At 72.0% G+C, this 15,899-nt stretch carries 14 protein-coding genes; 3 read left to right on the forward strand and 11 right to left on the reverse strand.

The window, feature by feature from the left end:
• Window positions 1-195: 195 nt before the first annotated feature.
• The 7 genes from ACZ7LS_RS02855 to hrcA all read right to left on the reverse strand — a co-directional run bounded on the left by ACZ7LS_RS02855 (window position 196) and on the right by hrcA (window position 6,975).
• Window positions 196-1,308: a carbohydrate kinase family protein gene (locus ACZ7LS_RS02855; RefSeq protein ID WP_382518028.1), complete on the reverse strand. Its 1,113-nt coding sequence runs from the start codon at window positions 1,306-1,308 to the stop codon at window positions 196-198.
• Between the two features lie 86 nt (window positions 1,309-1,394).
• Window positions 1,395-2,303, reverse strand: coding sequence for a ribonuclease Z (locus tag ACZ7LS_RS02860; RefSeq protein WP_385129893.1), 909 nt, complete (start codon window positions 2,301-2,303; stop codon window positions 1,395-1,397).
• 5 nt (window positions 2,304-2,308) lie between these two features.
• Window positions 2,309-2,668: a histidine triad nucleotide-binding protein gene (locus ACZ7LS_RS02865; RefSeq protein WP_385130166.1), complete on the reverse strand. Its 360-nt coding sequence runs from the start codon at window positions 2,666-2,668 to the stop codon at window positions 2,309-2,311.
• A 184-nt stretch (window positions 2,669-2,852) separates the two neighbouring features.
• On the reverse strand, window positions 2,853-3,590 hold the full coding sequence (locus ACZ7LS_RS02870) for a 16S rRNA (uracil(1498)-N(3))-methyltransferase (protein ID WP_382518019.1): 738 nt from the start codon (window positions 3,588-3,590) through the stop codon (window positions 2,853-2,855).
• Window positions 3,587-4,666, reverse strand: a complete 1,080-nt coding sequence (locus ACZ7LS_RS02875) for a nitronate monooxygenase (protein WP_385129891.1) — start codon at window positions 4,664-4,666, stop codon at window positions 3,587-3,589. The genes ACZ7LS_RS02870 and ACZ7LS_RS02875 overlap by 4 nt, the downstream gene beginning before the upstream one ends.
• A gap of 155 nt (window positions 4,667-4,821) precedes the next feature.
• The gene (dnaJ, locus tag ACZ7LS_RS02880; RefSeq protein ID WP_030354199.1) at window positions 4,822-5,958 is read right to left on the reverse strand and encodes a molecular chaperone DnaJ; all 1,137 of its coding nucleotides are present in this window, start codon (window positions 5,956-5,958) and stop codon (window positions 4,822-4,824) included.
• Window positions 5,959-6,975, reverse strand: a complete 1,017-nt coding sequence (gene hrcA / locus ACZ7LS_RS02885; RefSeq protein WP_382518013.1) for a heat-inducible transcriptional repressor HrcA — start codon at window positions 6,973-6,975, stop codon at window positions 5,959-5,961. It lies immediately after the preceding gene.
• A gap of 174 nt (window positions 6,976-7,149) precedes the next feature.
• Here hrcA and ACZ7LS_RS02890 point away from each other — a divergent pair, with 174 nt between their 5' ends.
• Together ACZ7LS_RS02890 and ACZ7LS_RS02895 are read left to right on the forward strand one after the other, a co-directional pair.
• Window positions 7,150-7,878 carry an MBL fold metallo-hydrolase gene (locus ACZ7LS_RS02890; RefSeq protein WP_385129888.1) on the forward strand — a complete coding sequence of 243 codons (729 nt, stop codon included), beginning with the start codon at window positions 7,150-7,152 and terminating at the stop codon, window positions 7,876-7,878.
• Window positions 7,879-7,912: 34 nt separating this feature from the next.
• On the forward strand, window positions 7,913-8,737 hold the full coding sequence (locus ACZ7LS_RS02895) for a DUF3097 domain-containing protein (protein WP_385129886.1): 825 nt from the start codon (window positions 7,913-7,915) through the stop codon (window positions 8,735-8,737).
• Here the strand turns inward: ACZ7LS_RS02895 and ACZ7LS_RS02900 are convergent.
• The 3 genes from ACZ7LS_RS02900 to ACZ7LS_RS02910 form a co-directional block, all read right to left on the reverse strand.
• Window positions 8,715-9,302: a Uma2 family endonuclease gene (locus ACZ7LS_RS02900; protein WP_385129884.1), complete on the reverse strand. Its 588-nt coding sequence runs from the start codon at window positions 9,300-9,302 to the stop codon at window positions 8,715-8,717. The two genes, ACZ7LS_RS02895 and ACZ7LS_RS02900, sit on opposite strands and share 23 nt — an antisense overlap.
• Before the next feature lie 100 nt (window positions 9,303-9,402).
• Entirely contained in the window at window positions 9,403-10,635 is a 1,233-nt protein-coding gene (gene hemW, locus ACZ7LS_RS02905) for a radical SAM family heme chaperone HemW (RefSeq protein WP_385129882.1), read from the reverse strand.
• A 107-nt stretch (window positions 10,636-10,742) separates the two neighbouring features.
• Window positions 10,743-12,845, reverse strand: coding sequence for a SpoIIE family protein phosphatase (locus ACZ7LS_RS02910; protein WP_385129880.1), 2,103 nt, complete (start codon window positions 12,843-12,845; stop codon window positions 10,743-10,745).
• 271 nt (window positions 12,846-13,116) lie between these two features.
• Between ACZ7LS_RS02910 and ACZ7LS_RS02915 the strand changes: the two genes are divergently transcribed.
• Complete coding sequence (locus ACZ7LS_RS02915; protein WP_382517998.1) at window positions 13,117-13,701, forward strand: response regulator; 585 nt, start codon at window positions 13,117-13,119, stop codon at window positions 13,699-13,701.
• A gap of 67 nt (window positions 13,702-13,768) precedes the next feature.
• Here ACZ7LS_RS02915 and ACZ7LS_RS02920 read toward each other — a convergent pair whose 3' ends face one another.
• Window positions 13,769-15,658, reverse strand: a complete 1,890-nt coding sequence (locus tag ACZ7LS_RS02920; RefSeq protein WP_385129878.1) for an AMP-dependent synthetase/ligase — start codon at window positions 15,656-15,658, stop codon at window positions 13,769-13,771.
• Window positions 15,659-15,899: the final 241 nt, after the last annotated feature.

A 15,899-nucleotide genomic window follows, 5' to 3' on the forward strand; every position in this document is an offset into this window, starting at 1 on the left:
CAGGGTTCTCGCTGCTCGACAACCTCTGGGGTACCAGCGTACGACCCCGCACGGACAAGGCCCTAGGCCTTTTCCATGTATCGTCGGCAAACCTCACCGGGCGCCGCCGGCGCACCCCACCCGCTGCCGCCGGCGCACCCCGCCTGGCGCCGCCGGCGAAGCGGCACGCGCCGTCCCCGGACCTGCCGCCCGTCCTCAGGCCGAGCGGCCGAAACCGATCGTCGGTACGGCCCTGCGCAGCGGCCACGGCCTGCTCGGCGCGGGCAGCAGCTCCTCCAGGAAGGCGTAGCGCCGCAGCGCCGCCGGGTCCTGGTCGGGAGAGGTCCGTACGTACTGCCACCAGGTCGCCACCTCCGACCAGCCGGGCGCGGAGAGCGAGCCGCCGAACTCCTGGACCGAGAGCGCGGCGGTCAGCCCCGCGAACGCCAGCCGGTCCGCGAGCGGCCAGCCGGCGAGCGTGCCGGTGACGAATCCGGCCACGAAGACATCGCCCGCGCCCGTCGGGTCGAGCGCCTCCACCGCGATCGCCGGGACCTCGGCGGTCTCGCCGGTGGCGCCGTCCACCGCGTACGCGCCGTCCCCGCCCAGTGTGACGACGGCCACCGGCACCCGTTCGGCGAGCACTCGCGCGGCGGCCCTGGGGCAGTCGGTGCGGGTGTAGCGCATCGCCTCCTCGGCGTTGGGCAGGAACGCCTCGCAGTGCTCCAGATCGGCCAGTCCCGCCAGATCCCAGCGGCCGGTGTCGTCCCAGCCGACATCGGCGAAGATCCGCGCCCCGTGGCGGGCGGCGCGGGCGATCCACTCGTCGCGGCGGCCGGGGGTGAGCGCGGCGACGGCGGCGCGGGCGCGCGGCGGGCACTCGGGCAGGGCGCCTTCGGGCGGCGGTGCCTCGTGGCCGTGCGAGATCATCGTGCGCTCGTCCTCGTAGGCCATGGAGACGGTGACCGGCGAGTGCCAGCCGGGGACCGTCCGCGACCGGGACAGATCGATGCCCTCGCCCTGCTCCAGCGCGTCCCAGCAGTACTCGCCGTAGTGGTCGTCGCCGAAGGCCGCCGCGAGCGAGGTGTGCAGTCCGAGGCGGGCGAGGGCGGTGGCCATGTTGGCGATCCCGCCGGGGCTCGACCCCATCCCCCGCGCCCAGGACTCCGTGCCGCGTACGGGCGCGCTGTCCAGCCCGGTGAAGATGATGTCGAGGAAGACCGTGCCCGTCAGATACACATCGCAGTCGGGATCGTCCGGGGCGCGTACGGCGCGCAGCGGGTCGATATGGGCGGAGTGTTCCTGCGGGTCTCCGTTGGATGTGATCACGGCGGGCTCCCGGTCGCGTGCGGATCCGGACAGTCTGCCCGATCCGCCGGGCGCGGGATGACGCTCCGGCCGCGCCGGAGCGGATCTCAGCGGGAACGCTTGGGCAGCGGTACCCGTACGAGGTCGGCGGCGACCGTCAGTTCGCCTTCGAAGCCCGCCGCGCGCGCCTGGCGTTCGAACTCGTCCGGGTCGCTGTAGCGCTGCGAGAAGTGCGTGAGCACCAGATGCCCCACGTCCGCGTCCCGCGCCGCCCGCCCGGCCTGGCCCGCGGTGAGATGGCCGTGGTCGGTGGCCAGCCGCTCGTCCGCGTCGAGGAACGTCGACTCGATGACCAGCAGATCGCACCCCTCGGCCAGCGCGTGCACGCCGTCACAGAGCCGGGTGTCCATGACGAAGGCGAACCGCTGTCCCCTGCGCGTCTCGCTGACCTCCTCCAGCGTGACGCCGTTCAGCACGCCCTCGCGCTGGAGGCGGCCGACGTCGGGGCCCGTGATGCCGTGCGCGGCCAGCCGCGCCGGGTCCATACGGCGCCCGTCGCGCTCGGTGAGGCGGTAGCCGTACGACTCGACGGGATGCGAGAGCTTGCGCGCCTCCAGGGTGTACGCGGGGGTACGCGCGAGCACGCCGTCGGCGGCGACCGGCGCTTCGGTCAGCTCGACGGACTCGCGGTAGGCCGTGGCGTACCGCAGCCGCTCGAAGAAGCGCTGTCCGCTCGCCGGATAGTGCGCGGTGATCTCGTGCGGCACCTGGTCGAGGTTGATCCGCTGGATGACCCCGGCCAGTCCGAGCGAGTGATCGCCGTGGAAGTGCGTGACACAGATGCGGTTGATGTCGTGCGCGGCGACCCCGGCGCGCAGCATCTGGCGCTGGGTGCCCTCGCCCGGGTCGAAGAGCAGGCCCTCGCCGTCCCAGCGCAGCAGATAGCCGTTGTGGTTGCGGTGGCGGGTGGGCACCTGGCTCGCGGTGCCCAGCACGACCAGTTCCCGTACGGACAAGACGCCTACCCGGGGGGCCAGTTGAAGCCGCGGCCGCCCAGGACATGGGCGTGCGCGTGGAAGACGGTCTGGCCCGCGCCCGTGCCCGTGTTGAAGACGATCCGGTAGCCGCTGCCGTCGGTCTTGTCGTCGGCGGCGACCGCGGCGGCCTCGCGCAGCACATCGGCGGCGATGGCGGGTTCGGCCGCGGCGAGGGCGCCCGCGTCCGGGTAGTGCGCCCGCGGGATGACCAGGACATGTGTCGGGGCCTGCGGGTTGATGTCACGGAAGGCGAGGGTGGTCTCCGTCTCGCGGACGACGGTGGCCGGCACATCCCCCGCGACGACCTTGCAGAACAGGCAGTCCGCCTGCGGTTCTCCCGCCATGGTCCGGGCCTCCTCGGCACCACTGGTGATCAGTTGAGTACGTCGCATGGTATCCGCTGCGGTCGGGGCGCGCGGCCGTCCCGGCCGAAGGCCCGGCGGCCCGCCGGGACCGGTGTCGGTCAGGGCCGGCGGGGCAGGACCCGCCGCCGGTCAGGGGCGGCAGTGGGGCGGGACCGGCCGCCCGTCAGGACCAGCGGCCCGTGCGGCCGAGCAGGAGGGCCGTGGCCGCCGTGCCCGCCGTGGAGGTGCGCAGCACGCTGCGGCCGAGCCGGTACGGCCGCGCGCCCGCCTCCGCGAAAGCCGTCAACTCCTGCGGGGACACGCCTCCTTCGGGCCCCACGACCAGTACGATCCGGCCCTCCGCGGGCAGCGGCGCGGTGGCCAGCGGCTCGCCGCCCTCCTCGTGCAGTACGGCCGCGAAGTCCGCGTCCGCGAGCAGCGCCGCGACCTGCCTGGCCGACAGCGCGTCCGTGACCTCGGGGAAGCGGAGCCTGCGCGACTGCTTGCCCGCCTCGCGCGCCGTGGCCCGCCACTTGGCGAGCGCCTTGGCGCCCCGGTCGCCCTTCCACTGCGTGATGCAGCGCGCGGCCTGCCAGGGCACGATCGCGTCGACGCCGGTCTCGGTCATCGTCTCGACGGCCAGTTCCCCGCGGTCGCCCTTGGGCAGCGCCTGGACAACGGTGATGCGGGGCGTGGGCTCCGGTTCGGTCCGTACCTCGGTGACGGCGACGTCCAGCCGGTCCTTGCCCTCGACGGCCGCGACCGTGCCGTACGCGCCGGTGCCCGCGCCATCCGTCAGGACGATCTCCTCGCCGACGCGCAGCCGCCGTACGGAGACGGCGTGCCGCCCTTCCGGGCCGTCCAGCGTGACCGTACCGACCCGCAGTCCGCCGTTCTCCGCGACGAAGACAGGGGCGGTCACGAGGCGTTGCCCAGACCCGGCATCAACGAGGCGCGGGTCGCTTCGAGTTCACCTTTCAGCACCTCGACCAGCTGTCCCGCGGGCAGCTCGCGCGCCATGCGGTGGCCCTGTCCCGCCCACAGCGCCATGCCCTGCGCGTCGCCCACCTTGGCGGCGGCCTTGCGCAGCCCGGAGGTGAGGTGGTGGACCTCGGGATAGGCGGGCGGGGCGTACGGGCCGTGTTCGCGCATGAAGCGGTTCACGAGGCCGCGCGCGGGACGCCCGGAGAACGCCCGGGTCAGCTCGGTCCGTACGAACAGCGGATTGGTCATGGCCTGCTTGTGCAGCGCGTGCGCGCCGGACTCCGGGCACACCAGGAACGCCGTACCGAGCTGCGCCGCGTCCGCGCCCGCCGCGAGCACCCCCGCGATCTGGCCCCCGCGCATCAGCCCGCCCGCGGCGATGACCGGCAGTTGTACGGCCTCCCTGACCTGGGCCACCAGCGAGAGCAGCCCGATGCCCGCGGCGTCGGTGGCCGGATCGTCGCGGTGCGTGCCCTGGTGGCCGCCGGCCTCGACACCCTGGACGCAGACGGCGTCGGCGCCCGACCACTGCGCGGTCTGGGCCTCCTCGGGAGTGGTCACCGTGACCACGGTGTACGTCCCGGCCTGGGCGAGTGCGTCGAGCGTCGTCCTGGTCGGGCAGCCGAAGGTGAACGAGACGACGGGCACCGGATCGTCGAGCAGTATCGCCAGCTTCGCCTCGTAGCCGTCGTCCCGTCCCGCGTCGGGGTCGCCGAGCGGTGTCTCGTACCAGGTCGCCTCACCGGCGAGCTGGTTGCGGTACACCTCGACGGCAGCGTGGTCGGCGTAACGGGGCTGCGGCATGAAGAGATTGATGCCGAAGGGCCGGGCGGTGAGCCCGCGCAACTGTTTGACCTCTTCGTACATGCCGTCCGCTGTTTTGTACCCGGCGGCGAGGAACCCGAGACCGCCGGCCTCGGAGACGGCCGCGGCCAGCTGCGGGCAGGAGGCGCCGCCCGCCATGGGGGCCTGCACGATCGGATACCGGCAGAGATCGGTCAGTGCGGAGGACATGCAGGCATCGTGCCATGTCTTGTATGACAGCTACGAATCGGTGCCGCGTCGGGCATGTGACAGAGGAATGCGCGGCGGATCACGGGCAGCACGCCGGGGGACAACGCCAATGGCCCGGGGAGCAGTCCCCGGGCCATTGGCCGAAACCCGTACTGTCAGCGGCCGTTGAAGGCGTCCTTCAACCGCGAGAACAGCCCCTGCTGACCGGGCTGGAACTGGCCCGTGGGCCGCTCCTCGCCGCGCAGCTTCGCCAGCTCCCGCAGCAGGCGCTCCTGCTCCGGATCCAGCTTCGACGGGGTCATCACCTCGACGTGCACGATCAGATCGCCCCGGCCGCCGCCCCGCAGATGCGTGATGCCCCGGCCGTGCAGCGGGATCGACTGGCCCGACTGCGTGCCAGGACGTACGTCGATCTCCTCCAGGCCGTCCAGCGTCTCCAGCGGGCACTTCGTGCCCAGCGACGCCGCGGTCATCGGGATGGTGACCGTGCAGTGCAGATCGTCGCCGCGCCGCTGGAACACCGCGTGCGGCAGCTCATGGATCTCGACGTACAGATCACCGGCGGGTCCGCCGCCGGGCCCGACCTCGCCCTCGCCCGCGAGCTGGATGCGCGTGCCGTTGTCGACCCCGGCCGGGATCTTGACGGTGAGCGTACGGCGGGACCGGATCCGGCCGTCGCCCGCGCACTCGGGGCACGGCGTCGGCACGACCGTACCGAAGCCCTGGCACTGCGGGCACGGCCGCGAGGTCATGACCTGGCCCAGGAAGGACCGGGTGACCTGCGAGACCTCACCGCGGCCGCGGCACATGTCACAGGTCTGCGCCGAGGTGCCGGGCGCCGCGCCCTCGCCGGAACAGGTCGTACAGACCACGGCCGTGTCGACCTGGATGTCCTTGGTCGTACCGAAGGCCGACTCGTTGAGGTCGATCTCCAGCCGGATCATCGCGTCCTGGCCGCGCCGCGTCCGCGACCGCGGGCCGCGTTGCGAGGCCGTGCCGAAGAACGCGTCCATGATGTCGGAGAAGTTGCCGAAGCCACCGGCTCCGAATCCGCCCGCGCCCCCGCCCCCGCTCTGCGAGAGGGGGTCGCCGCCGAGGTCGTAGACCTGCTTCTTCTGCGGGTCCGACAACACCTCGTAGGCGGCGTTGATCTCCTTGAAGCGCTCTTGCGTCTTGGGATCGGGATTGACATCCGGATGCAGCTCGCGGGCGAGTCTGCGGAATGCCTTCTTGATCTCGTCCTGAGATGCGTCGCGGCGCACGCCGAGTACGGCGTAGTAGTCCGTGGCCACTTACGACTCCGCCAGGATCTGTCCGACGTAACGTGCCACTGCGCGTACCGCTCCCATCGTTCCGGGGTAGTCCATGCGGGTCGGTCCGACCACGCCGAGTTTGGCGACTGCCTCGTCGCCCGAACCGTAGCCGACCGCGACGACGGACGTGGAGTTGAGTCCTTCATGGGCGTTCTCGTGCCCGATACGTACGGTCATGCCCGGGTCCTTGGCCTCGCCGAGCAACTTGAGGAGCACCACATGCTCCTCCAGCGCCTCCAGCACCGGCCGGATGGTCAACGGGAAATCGTGTCCGAAGCGGGTGATGTTGGCGGTACCGCCGATCATCAGCCGCTCCTCGGTCTCCTCGACCAGGGTTTCGAGCAGGGTCGCGAGCACCGTGGTGACGGTCCCCCGGTCCTCCTGCTCGAAGGAATCGGGCAGGTCCTGCACCAGCTGCGGGACGTCCGCGAAGCGGCGCCCGACCACCCGGCTGTTGAGCCGGGCCCTCAGGTCCGCGAGCGCGGTCTCGCCGAACGGCGCGGGACAGTCGATCATGCGCTGCTCGACCCGTCCGGTGTCCGTGATCAGGACGAGCATCAGCCGGGCGGGCGCCAGCGCCAGCAGCTCCACGTGCCGCACCGTCGAGCGGGTCAGCGAGGGGTACTGGACGACGGCGACCTGGCGGGTGAGCTGCGCCAGCAGCCGTACCGTACGGCCCACGACATCGTCGAGGTCGACGGCTCCGTCCAGGAAGTTCTGGATGGCGCGGCGCTCCGGCGAGGACAGGGGTTTGACCCCCGCCAGCTTGTCGACGAAGAGCCGGTATCCCTTGTCCGTCGGGATGCGGCCCGCGCTGGTGTGCGGCTGGGCGATGAAGCCCTCGTCCTCCAGCACCGCCATGTCGTTGCGGACGGTCGCCGGGGAGACACCGAGCTTGTGCCGCTCGGTGAGCGCCTTGGAGCCGACGGGCTCTTCCGTCCCGACATAGTCCTGGACGATGGCGCGCAGCACCTCCAGCCTGCGTTCGCTGAGCATCGCGCACACCTCCAGCTCTCGTCCGTCGTTCCGGCTTTGGCACTCGCTCTGGAGGAGTGCCAGCACTCCCCCAGCCAGTGTACGGCCGTGGGGTACACCGCTAGCAAGGGCAGCCGACCACGCTACCCCGGCATCGCGCTGGTCGTTGCCGATAGCGTCCCGTAGCGTCCCGGTATGAACGTGCCCACGAACATCCCCTGGGAAGAGTCCGGATGGGAACGGCTTGCCCCGGGGGCGGGGCGGCTGCGGCTGCCGGGGTGGGACGCGACGACCGGCCTGGTCGTCGGCGCCGACGCGGCACTGCTGTACGACACCGGTTCCACGCTCCGCGAGGGCGCCGGCATCCGGGCCCGGGTGCCACTGGGCGGCCGGCGTGTGACCCATGTCGCTCTGAGCCACCCGCACTTCGACCATGTGCTCGGGACGGCCGCGTTCGCCGGGACCGAGGTGTACGGGGCCGTGGGCATGGCGGAGCTGCTGACCGGGGACACGACGGGCCTGTACGAGGACGCCGTACGCCACGGGGTCGCCGCCGGGGAGGCCGCCGAGGCGGTCGGTCTCCTGGTGGTGCCCCGGCACGCGGTCTCCGGGGACGTGGCGCTGGACCTGGGCGGCGTCAGGGTCCTGCTCGTGAACGCCGGGCCCGGTCACACCGCCCACGATCTCGCGATGCTGGTGCCCGGCTCCCCTCCGGTGGTCTTCTGCGGCGACCTGGTGGAGGAGTCCGGCGAGCCGCAGGCGGGCCCCGACGCGCTCCCCGGACGCTGGCCGGCGGCCCTGGACCGGCTGCTGGCGCTGGGCGGCGAGGACGCGCGGTATGTGCCGGGGCACGGGGCGGTGGTGGACGCGGCGTTCGTACGGGCACAGCGGGACGCGCTGGCCGCGCGTGCCGGGGAGTCGTAGCGCCTGTGCCGCGCCCCGGCCTATCGTCTTGCGAATGCGCAGCTACAGCCCTGATCTGACGCCCCCGTGGAAGAAGTCCGCGCCCGCGCCCGAGGTGCCCGCCGAGCCGGACCTGGTGGTCGAGGAGGTGTCGACGGGCTTCTGCGGCGCGGTGATCCGCTGCGAGAAGACCGCCGAGGGTCCGACGGTCACCCTGGAGGACCGCTTCGGCAAGCACCGGGTCTTCCCGCTGCTGCCCGCCGGCTTCCTCCTGGAGGGCAGGCCGGTCACTCTGGTCCGCCCGTCGACGGCGGCCCCGTCCCGCCCGGCCCGCACCGCCTCCGGCTCGGTCGCCGTCCCCGGGGTCCGCGCACGCGTGGCCAGGGCGGGCCGTATCTACGTGGAGGGCAGGCATGACGCGGAGCTGGTCGAGAAGGTGTGGGGCGACGATCTGCGCGTCGAGGGCGTGGTCGTGGAGTATCTCGGCGGCATCGACGATCTCCCCGCCATCGTCACCGAATTCGCCCCGGCCCCGGACGCGCGTCTCGGCGTTCTGGTCGACCATCTGGTCCCGGGCTCGAAGGAGTCCCGCATCGCGTCCGCGGTGACCGCCGCGGACGTCCTGGTGGTGGGGCACCCCTACATCGACGTCTGGGAGGCGGTGAAGCCGTCGTCGGTGGGGATCGCGGCGTGGCCGACGGTGCCGCGGGGTGAGGACTGGAAGACGGGCGTGTGCCGCGCGCTGGGCTGGCCGGAGAACACGGGGGCGGCGTGGCAGCACATCCTGTCCCGCGTGCACTCCTACCGGGACCTGGAACCCGCGCTGCTGGGCCGGGTGGAGGAGCTGATCGACTTCGTTACGGCCGGCGGTGCCGTTTGACGGGAGGAAGACTCTCGAAGTCGGAGGTGTCCAGCTCGACGCCGAGCGTTTCCAGGGGTACCGGGTCGCCGAACTTGCTGGTCCGCTCCGTACGGTAGTCGGCACACTCTCCGCTGCCGGCCGGCTCGGTGAGCAGCACGCCATGCTGCTCCATCGGGTCGATGATCAGATAGGCGGGCACACTGCCCGCCGCGTAGATCGAACGCTTGACGCCGTAGTCCCGGTCGACGCTGGTCTTGGAGACCACTTCAAGCACCAGGGTGACGTCGTGGGCCGGAATCAGCCGTCCCGACCCGAGTTTGGCCGCCCGCTCAAGGACCACCAGATCGGGCCGCGGCTCACTGTCCTCGCCGGGAATGGCGATGTCCTGCGTCTGAAGACGGCTCCAGTGCTTGCGTGGAATCTGATCCTGCACAGATTCCACGATCGCGTTGTGGACCCGGTCGCGCCCGGCCATCATCACACTGTCCCCCCTGAGGAGCTCCGCCTTGAACCTCTCGGGAGCCTCAAGGTTCTCGAAGATCTTGGCGGTGCCGGTGATCGGTCGCTCATCCACAGCGGTCATCTCCGTGAACCTCCACATTCCGCCGCTTCTGTTAGCGGCAGACCAGGGAACAGCGTAGGCAGACCCTCCCGAATCCGCTCGGATTCACACCGGCGAGTGATCAATCCACCAGGTCCCTGACGACCGCGTCCGCCAGCAGCCGTCCCCGCAGCGTCAGCACCGCACGCCCCTTGTCGTACGGCCGCTGCTGGAGCAGACCGTCGGCCAGGGCGCGGCGGGCCGCCGCCAGGCCGTCCGGCCGCAGCAATGACAGGTCGCAGCCGTCGGACAGCCGCAGCTCCAGGAGGATGCGCTCGACCCGGCGGTCCTCCGCCGTCAGGATCTCCCGGCCCGCGCCCGGTGACCGCCCCGACGCCAGCGCCGCCGCGTACGCGCCCGGGTGCTTCACGTTCCACCAGCGCACGCCCCCCACGTGGCTGTGGGCGCCGGGACCCGCGCCCCACCAGTCCGCACCGCGCCAGTACAGCTCGTTGTGCAGGCAGCGGGCCGCTTCCGAGGTCGCCCAGTTGGACACCTCGTACCAGGAGAAGCCCGCCCCCGCCAGCACCTCGTCCGCGATCAGATACCGGTCCGCGTGCTCGTCGTCGTCCGTCATCGGGACCTCGCCGCGCCGGATGCGCCGGGCCAGCTGGGTGCCCTCCTCGACGATCAGCGCGTACGCGGAGACATGGTCGGGCCCCGCCCCCACCGCCGCCGCGAGCGACGCGCGCCAGTCGTCGTCGGTCTCCCCCGGCGTGCCGTAGATCAGATCGAGGTTCACATGCTCGAAGCCCGCCGCGCGGGCCTCCGCGACGCACGCCTCGGGCCGCCCCGGGGTGTGCGTACGGTCCAGGATCTTCAGTACGTGCTGCTTCGCGCTCTGCATCCCGAAGGAGATCCGGTTGAAGCCGCCCTCCCGCAGGGCCGCCAGATACGCCGGATCCACGGATTCCGGATTCGCCTCGGTGGTGATCTCGGCGTCGTCCGCGAGCCCGAACTCGTCGCGGATCACTCCCAGCATCCGTACGAGATCGGCCGCCGCGAGCAGGGTCGGCGTACCGCCGCCGACGAACACCGTACGGACCTGTCTCGGGTCGTCGCCCAGCACCTTCCTGGCCAGCCGGATCTCGTCGGCGAGCGTCTCCGCGTAGTTGTCGCGGGAGGCCAGGACACCGCCGGAGCCGCGCAGCTCGGTCGCCGTGTACGTGTTGAAGTCGCAGTAGCCGCAGCGGGTCGCGCAGTACGGAACGTGCAGGTAGAAGCCGAGGGGCCGGTCCGCCGCGCCCGCGAGGGCGTGCGGGGGCAGCGCGCCGGTCTCGGGCATGGGGTCACCGTCGGGCAGTGCGGAAGGCATGCCCCCAGTGTCCCGTACGCGAGGGGTGGACCGGCCGGCACCGGTCCACCCCGGGTCCTGGTTGCGTACGGGGCGGGTACGGGACTCGTACGGGGCACGCGCCCCGCTCAGGTCGCCTGGAGCACCAGCAGCGCCACGTCGTCCTCCGGCGGCGTCTCGTCGAAGCCGTGCACGGTCTGCCGAATCCGCTCCGCGACGCCCTGCGCCGTCAGCCCCACACACCCCGCGAGGGCCCGCGCGAGGCCGTCGCCGTCGTCGAGCATCCGCCGGCCGGAGCGGCGCTCCGTGACGCCGTCGGTGACGCAGAGCAGGGTGTCGCCGGGCTCCAGGTCGAAGGTGCTGCTCTCGTACGCGACCTTCTCCACGACCCCGAGCAGCAGCTGCGGCTCCGCCGCCGCGCGTACCGTCCCGTCCGGCCGCAGGAGCAGCGGCAGTGGATGTCCGGCGCTGGCGAGGGTGCACCGTACGGCGCCGCCCGCGCCCGGGAGCGGCATCAGTTCGCCGTACAGCAGGGACAGGAAGCGGGACTGGCCGCCCTCGGACGGGGCCGTGGGCGGGGACGACGCGGCGGAGGCGGCCACCATCGGGGACGCGGACTCGGCCGCCTCCGACGCGTTGTCCAGGAGCAGCCGGTTCAGCCGGTCGAGGACCGCGCCGACGCGGTAGCCCTCGCGGGCGAGCAGCCGCAGCCAGGGGCGGGCGAGGCCGGTGACGACGGCGGCCTCGGGACCGCTGCCCTGGACGTCGCCGAGCATGAAGCACCAGCGGTCGCCCGGCGGGCACGGGAAGACGTCGTAGAAGTCGCCGCCCGCCAGACCGTCGTCGCTCGGCTCGTACACCAGCGAGCTGGCGATGCCCGGGATGCGCGCGACCTGGCTGGGCAGCAGACCGCGTTGCAGGACCCGGCTGATGGTGACCTGACGGGTGTAGCGGCGGGCCGCGCCGATCGCGAGGCCGACGCGGCGCGCGAAGTCCTCGATGAGCGCGGTCACTTCGTCGGGGACCGGGCCCTGTCCCGGCCTGCCGAGCACCAGCGTGCCGAGCGCGCGCCCGTTCGAGACGAGCCGGCAGGCGAGCGCCGCGCCGGGGCCGGGGCTGAGGCCGGTGCCTGGGCCGGGGCTGAGGCCGGTGCCTGGGCCGGAGCCGGGGCTTAGGCCGGTGCCTGGGCCGGAGCCGGAGCCAGGGCCTGGGCCGGAGCCAGGGCCGGAATCGGAACCCGTGTCCTCGCCTCCCGGCCAGGGCATCCGCACCGAGCCGCCCCTCTGCGAGACCGGCAGCCGTGGCGGCTCCTTCTCCAGGATCCGGCGCAGCGGCTCTATCCCGGCCTCGTCCGCGTGCCAGACCCGCGCGAGCCGGGGCACCGCGCCCTGCTGCCCGCCCTCGCCGTCCAGCCAGACCGCGCACCACTCCGCGAGCCGTGGCACCAGCAGCTGTCCCGCGAGCGCCGCGACGAGATCCTCGTCCAGCTGCCCGGCGAGCAGTTCGGATGCCTCGGCGAGGAACGAGAGGGCGCCCCGGCCGGTCCACTCGGGGTCGTCGCGCATGGGACGGCGGGTCGCCGGCGCGAGGATCTCGGCGGCGCGCAGCCCGCGCCGCAGGGCGGGCTCGGTCCCCTGGTCCCGCCCCGGGTCCCGGCCTTCGAGCGGGAGGCGGGCCCATACGGTCTTGAGCCCGGAGCGATAGGTGATGCCCCAGCGTTCGGCGAGCGCGGCGACCAGCTGGAGCCCGCGTCCGTATTCGGGGGTGCCGGCCGGTCCCTGCCCCGCCGGGTCGCTCTGTATGGCGCGCGCGGGGTGGTGGTCGGAGATTTCGAGGACCAGGGCCGCGGGCTCCTCGCCCTCTCCCTCCGGGGTCCCCGAGACGTCTTCGCCGGGGTCTTCGAGCCGGCAGAGCAGCTCGACCGTGGTGCCCGCGTGCACCACCGCGTTGGTGACGAGTTCGTCGACGATCAGCACCGCGTCGTCCGCGAGCAGATCGGTGCTGTGTTCCCCCGGGGAACAGCCCTCGTCCCCCTGGCAGAAGGTACAGGTGGCGAGCAGCCCGAGGCTGGTCCAGTCCGCGAGCGCCGCGCGCGTGAAGCGGCGTGCGGCGGACGGGGCGAGCGGGTTGCCCGGCAGGCTGGTACGTGATGTCGACCGCGTGTCCCTCCGTAACGGCACCTGGGATGCCGGGAGATGAAGGGTCTCGCGCGGGATCGGAATGCGCCCCACTGCGGCTCCTGATCCGGTTCTGGCGTTGTGCCGCTTACGATCCCGACAGAGTGACAGACGGAGCCCGGTCATACGCGCCGAGTCATGGAAGTGGACAAGATTTGACCATGAAACGGAAGCGCGCCTGCCATATGTCCGGTGGTACGGCGCGAAGCGCGGCCGACTGGGCAGCGACACGAGGCCAAACCGCCGAAATGGCGTGCCAAAACGCTTCGCGCAGAGCATTCTTGCCTCCCTGGCCGGAACACGGGGGCCGGACAAGGGGAGCGGGATGAGCAGGACAACAGCCACCACGGAGCGCGCGAGCATCCTTCTCGTCGACGACCTGGAGGACAACCTCGTCGCGCTGGAAGCGGTCCTCGCCTCGCTGGACGAGCCGCTCGTACGGGCCCGTTCGGGCGAGGAGGCCGTACAGGCGCTGCTGCGGGAACCGTTCGCGCTGATCCTGCTGGACGTCCGGATGCCCGGCATGGACGGCTTCGAGACCGCCTACCGGATCAAGCGGCTCGACCGGGCCAAGGACGTGCCGATCATCTTCCTGAACGGTCCCGAGTCCGACAGCGGTTATGCCTTCCGGGGCTACGCCACGGGGGCGGCGGACTTTCTGACCAAGCCCTTCGACCCGTGGATGCTGCGCGCCAAGGTCAGCGTGTTCCTCGATCTGTACCGCAAGAACCGCCAGCTGGAACGGCTGCTGGCCCGCGAGCAGGAGCATCTGGGGGAGATCACGGACCGGCTGGCCTCGATCGAGGACGAGTTGCGCGGGTGCGCCCCGGCCGTCCTCGACGCGGTGGGGAAGCAACTGGCCCGCATCGGGGAGACGCTGGACGAACTGCGGCGCGGCCGGGGCCGGTAGACCCGCTGGACCCCGGCCGTCCGGCCGGGGCCGGTAGACCCGCTGGACCCCGGCCGTCCGGCCGTCCTCAGGACTCCCGGGAGCCCGCGTACATCTCCTCGATCAGGTCCTTGTACGCCCGCTCCACCACCGGCCTCTTGAGCTTGAGGCTCGGCGTCAGCTCGCCGTGCTCGATATCCAGGTCGCGCGGCAGCAGCCGGAACTTCTTGACGGTCTGCCAGCGCTGGAGACCGTCGTTGAGCCGCTTCACATAGCCGGCGATGAGCCGCTCGGCCGCCGGGGAGGCGACCACCTCGGCGTAGGTCCTGCCCGCCAGGCCGTTCTCGGCGGCCCAGCCGAGGATGGCCGGCTCGTCGAGCGCGATCAGCGCCGTACAGAAGTTACGGTCCGCGCCGTGCACCAGGATGTTGGAGACGAACGGGCACACCGCCTTGAACTGGCCCTCGACCTCGGCGGGCGCGATGTACTTGCCGCCCGACGTCTTGATGAGGTCCTTCTTGCGGTCGGTGATACGCAGATAGCCGTCGGGGGACAGCTCGCCGATATCGCCGGTGTGGAACCAGCCGTCGGGCTCCAGTACCTCCGCCGTCTTCTCCGGCAGCCCGTGATATCCGGCCATGATCCCCGGGCCGCGCAGCAGGATCTCACCGTCGTCGGCGATCCGTACCTCGGTACCGGGCAGCGGCTTGCCGACCGTGCCGGTGCGGTACGCCTCCCCCGGGTTGACGAAGCTGGCGGCACTGGACTCGGTCAGTCCGTAGCCCTCCAGGATGTGGATCCCGGCGCCGGAGAAGAAGTACCCGATGTCGGGCGCGAGCGCGGCGGAACCGGAGACCGCGGCGCGCAGCCGGCCGCCGAACGCCTCGCGCAGCTTGGCGTAGACGAGCGCGTCCGCGGCCTTGTGCTTGGCACCGAGGGCGAACGGTACGGAGGCCGTGCCCGTACGCCGGAAGTTGTCCTGGGAGACCTTGGCGTACTCGCGGGCGACCCCGGCCGCCCACTGGAAGATCTTGTACTTGGCGGCGCCGCCGGCCCGCGCCTTGGCCGCCACCCCGTTGTAGACCTTCTCGAAGATCCTCGGCACGGCCGCCATATAGGTCGGCTGGACCACCGGCAGATTCTCGATGATCTTGTCGACGCGCCCGTCCACGGCGGTGACATGCCCGACCTCGATCTGTCCGGAGGTCAGCACCTTGCCGAAGACATGGGCGAGCGGCAGCCACAGGTACTGGACGTCGTCCTTGGTGATCAGTCCGGTGCCGGCGGTGGCCTTGGCCATGTACGACCAGTTGTCGTGCGGCAGCCGGACGCCCTTGGGCCGGCCGGTGGTGCCCGAGGTGTAGATCAGCGTGGCGAGCTGGGTGGCCGTGATGGCACCGACGCGCTCCTTGACCGCCTCCGGGTGGGTGACCAGATACTCCGTTCCGCGCGCCTCCAGATCGGCCAGGGAGAGCACCCAGCCCTCCGGATCGCCCTCGGCGGGGACCGCGTCGGCGGCGTGGATCACGACGACATGGCCGAGACCCGGCAGCTCGGAGCGGCGTTCGCGCGCCTTGGCGAGCTGGGCGGCGTCCTCGGCGATCAGGATCCGGCTCTCGGAGTCGGCGAGGATGTACCCGGACTCCTCGCTGTTGGTCGAGGGGTAGATCGTGGTGGTCGCGGCGCCCGCGCACATCACTCCGAGGTCGGCGAGGATCCACTCGACACGGGTGGAGGAGGCGAGCGCGACGCGCTCCTCGGGCCGTACGCCCAGCGCGATCAGACCGGCGGCGATGGCGTACACCCGCTCCGCGGCCTCGCTCCAGCTCAGGGAGCGCCACTCGTCGGGGCCCTGGCCGGCCGGCGCGGGTACGGGGAAGCGATAGGCCTCCGCGTCCGGCGTGGCGCTCACGCGCTCAATGAAGAGGGTCGCCACGGAGGGCGGCCGGTTCTCGATCACGTTCTGTGTGTCGCTCACGACATCCTCCGGGCCCGCGGCAGCGCTGCGTGACTGACCTGATTGTGTGACTGACGAGTAACTAACCGACGAGTAACTAGGCTCGGTGATCAGACTAGAGGCCACCCGCCCGGTACGTAAGGGGCAGCGGGGCGCCGCTTCAAAACGAACCCGCCCCAGGGGGCGCGGGTGACGCGAACGGGCCCTGCGCCACGGCGCGGGGCCCGTCCTGTCCGTGGATCACGCTCTGCTACTCCGGCTG

The organism is Streptomyces sp. NPDC039430, from assembly GCF_055639435.1.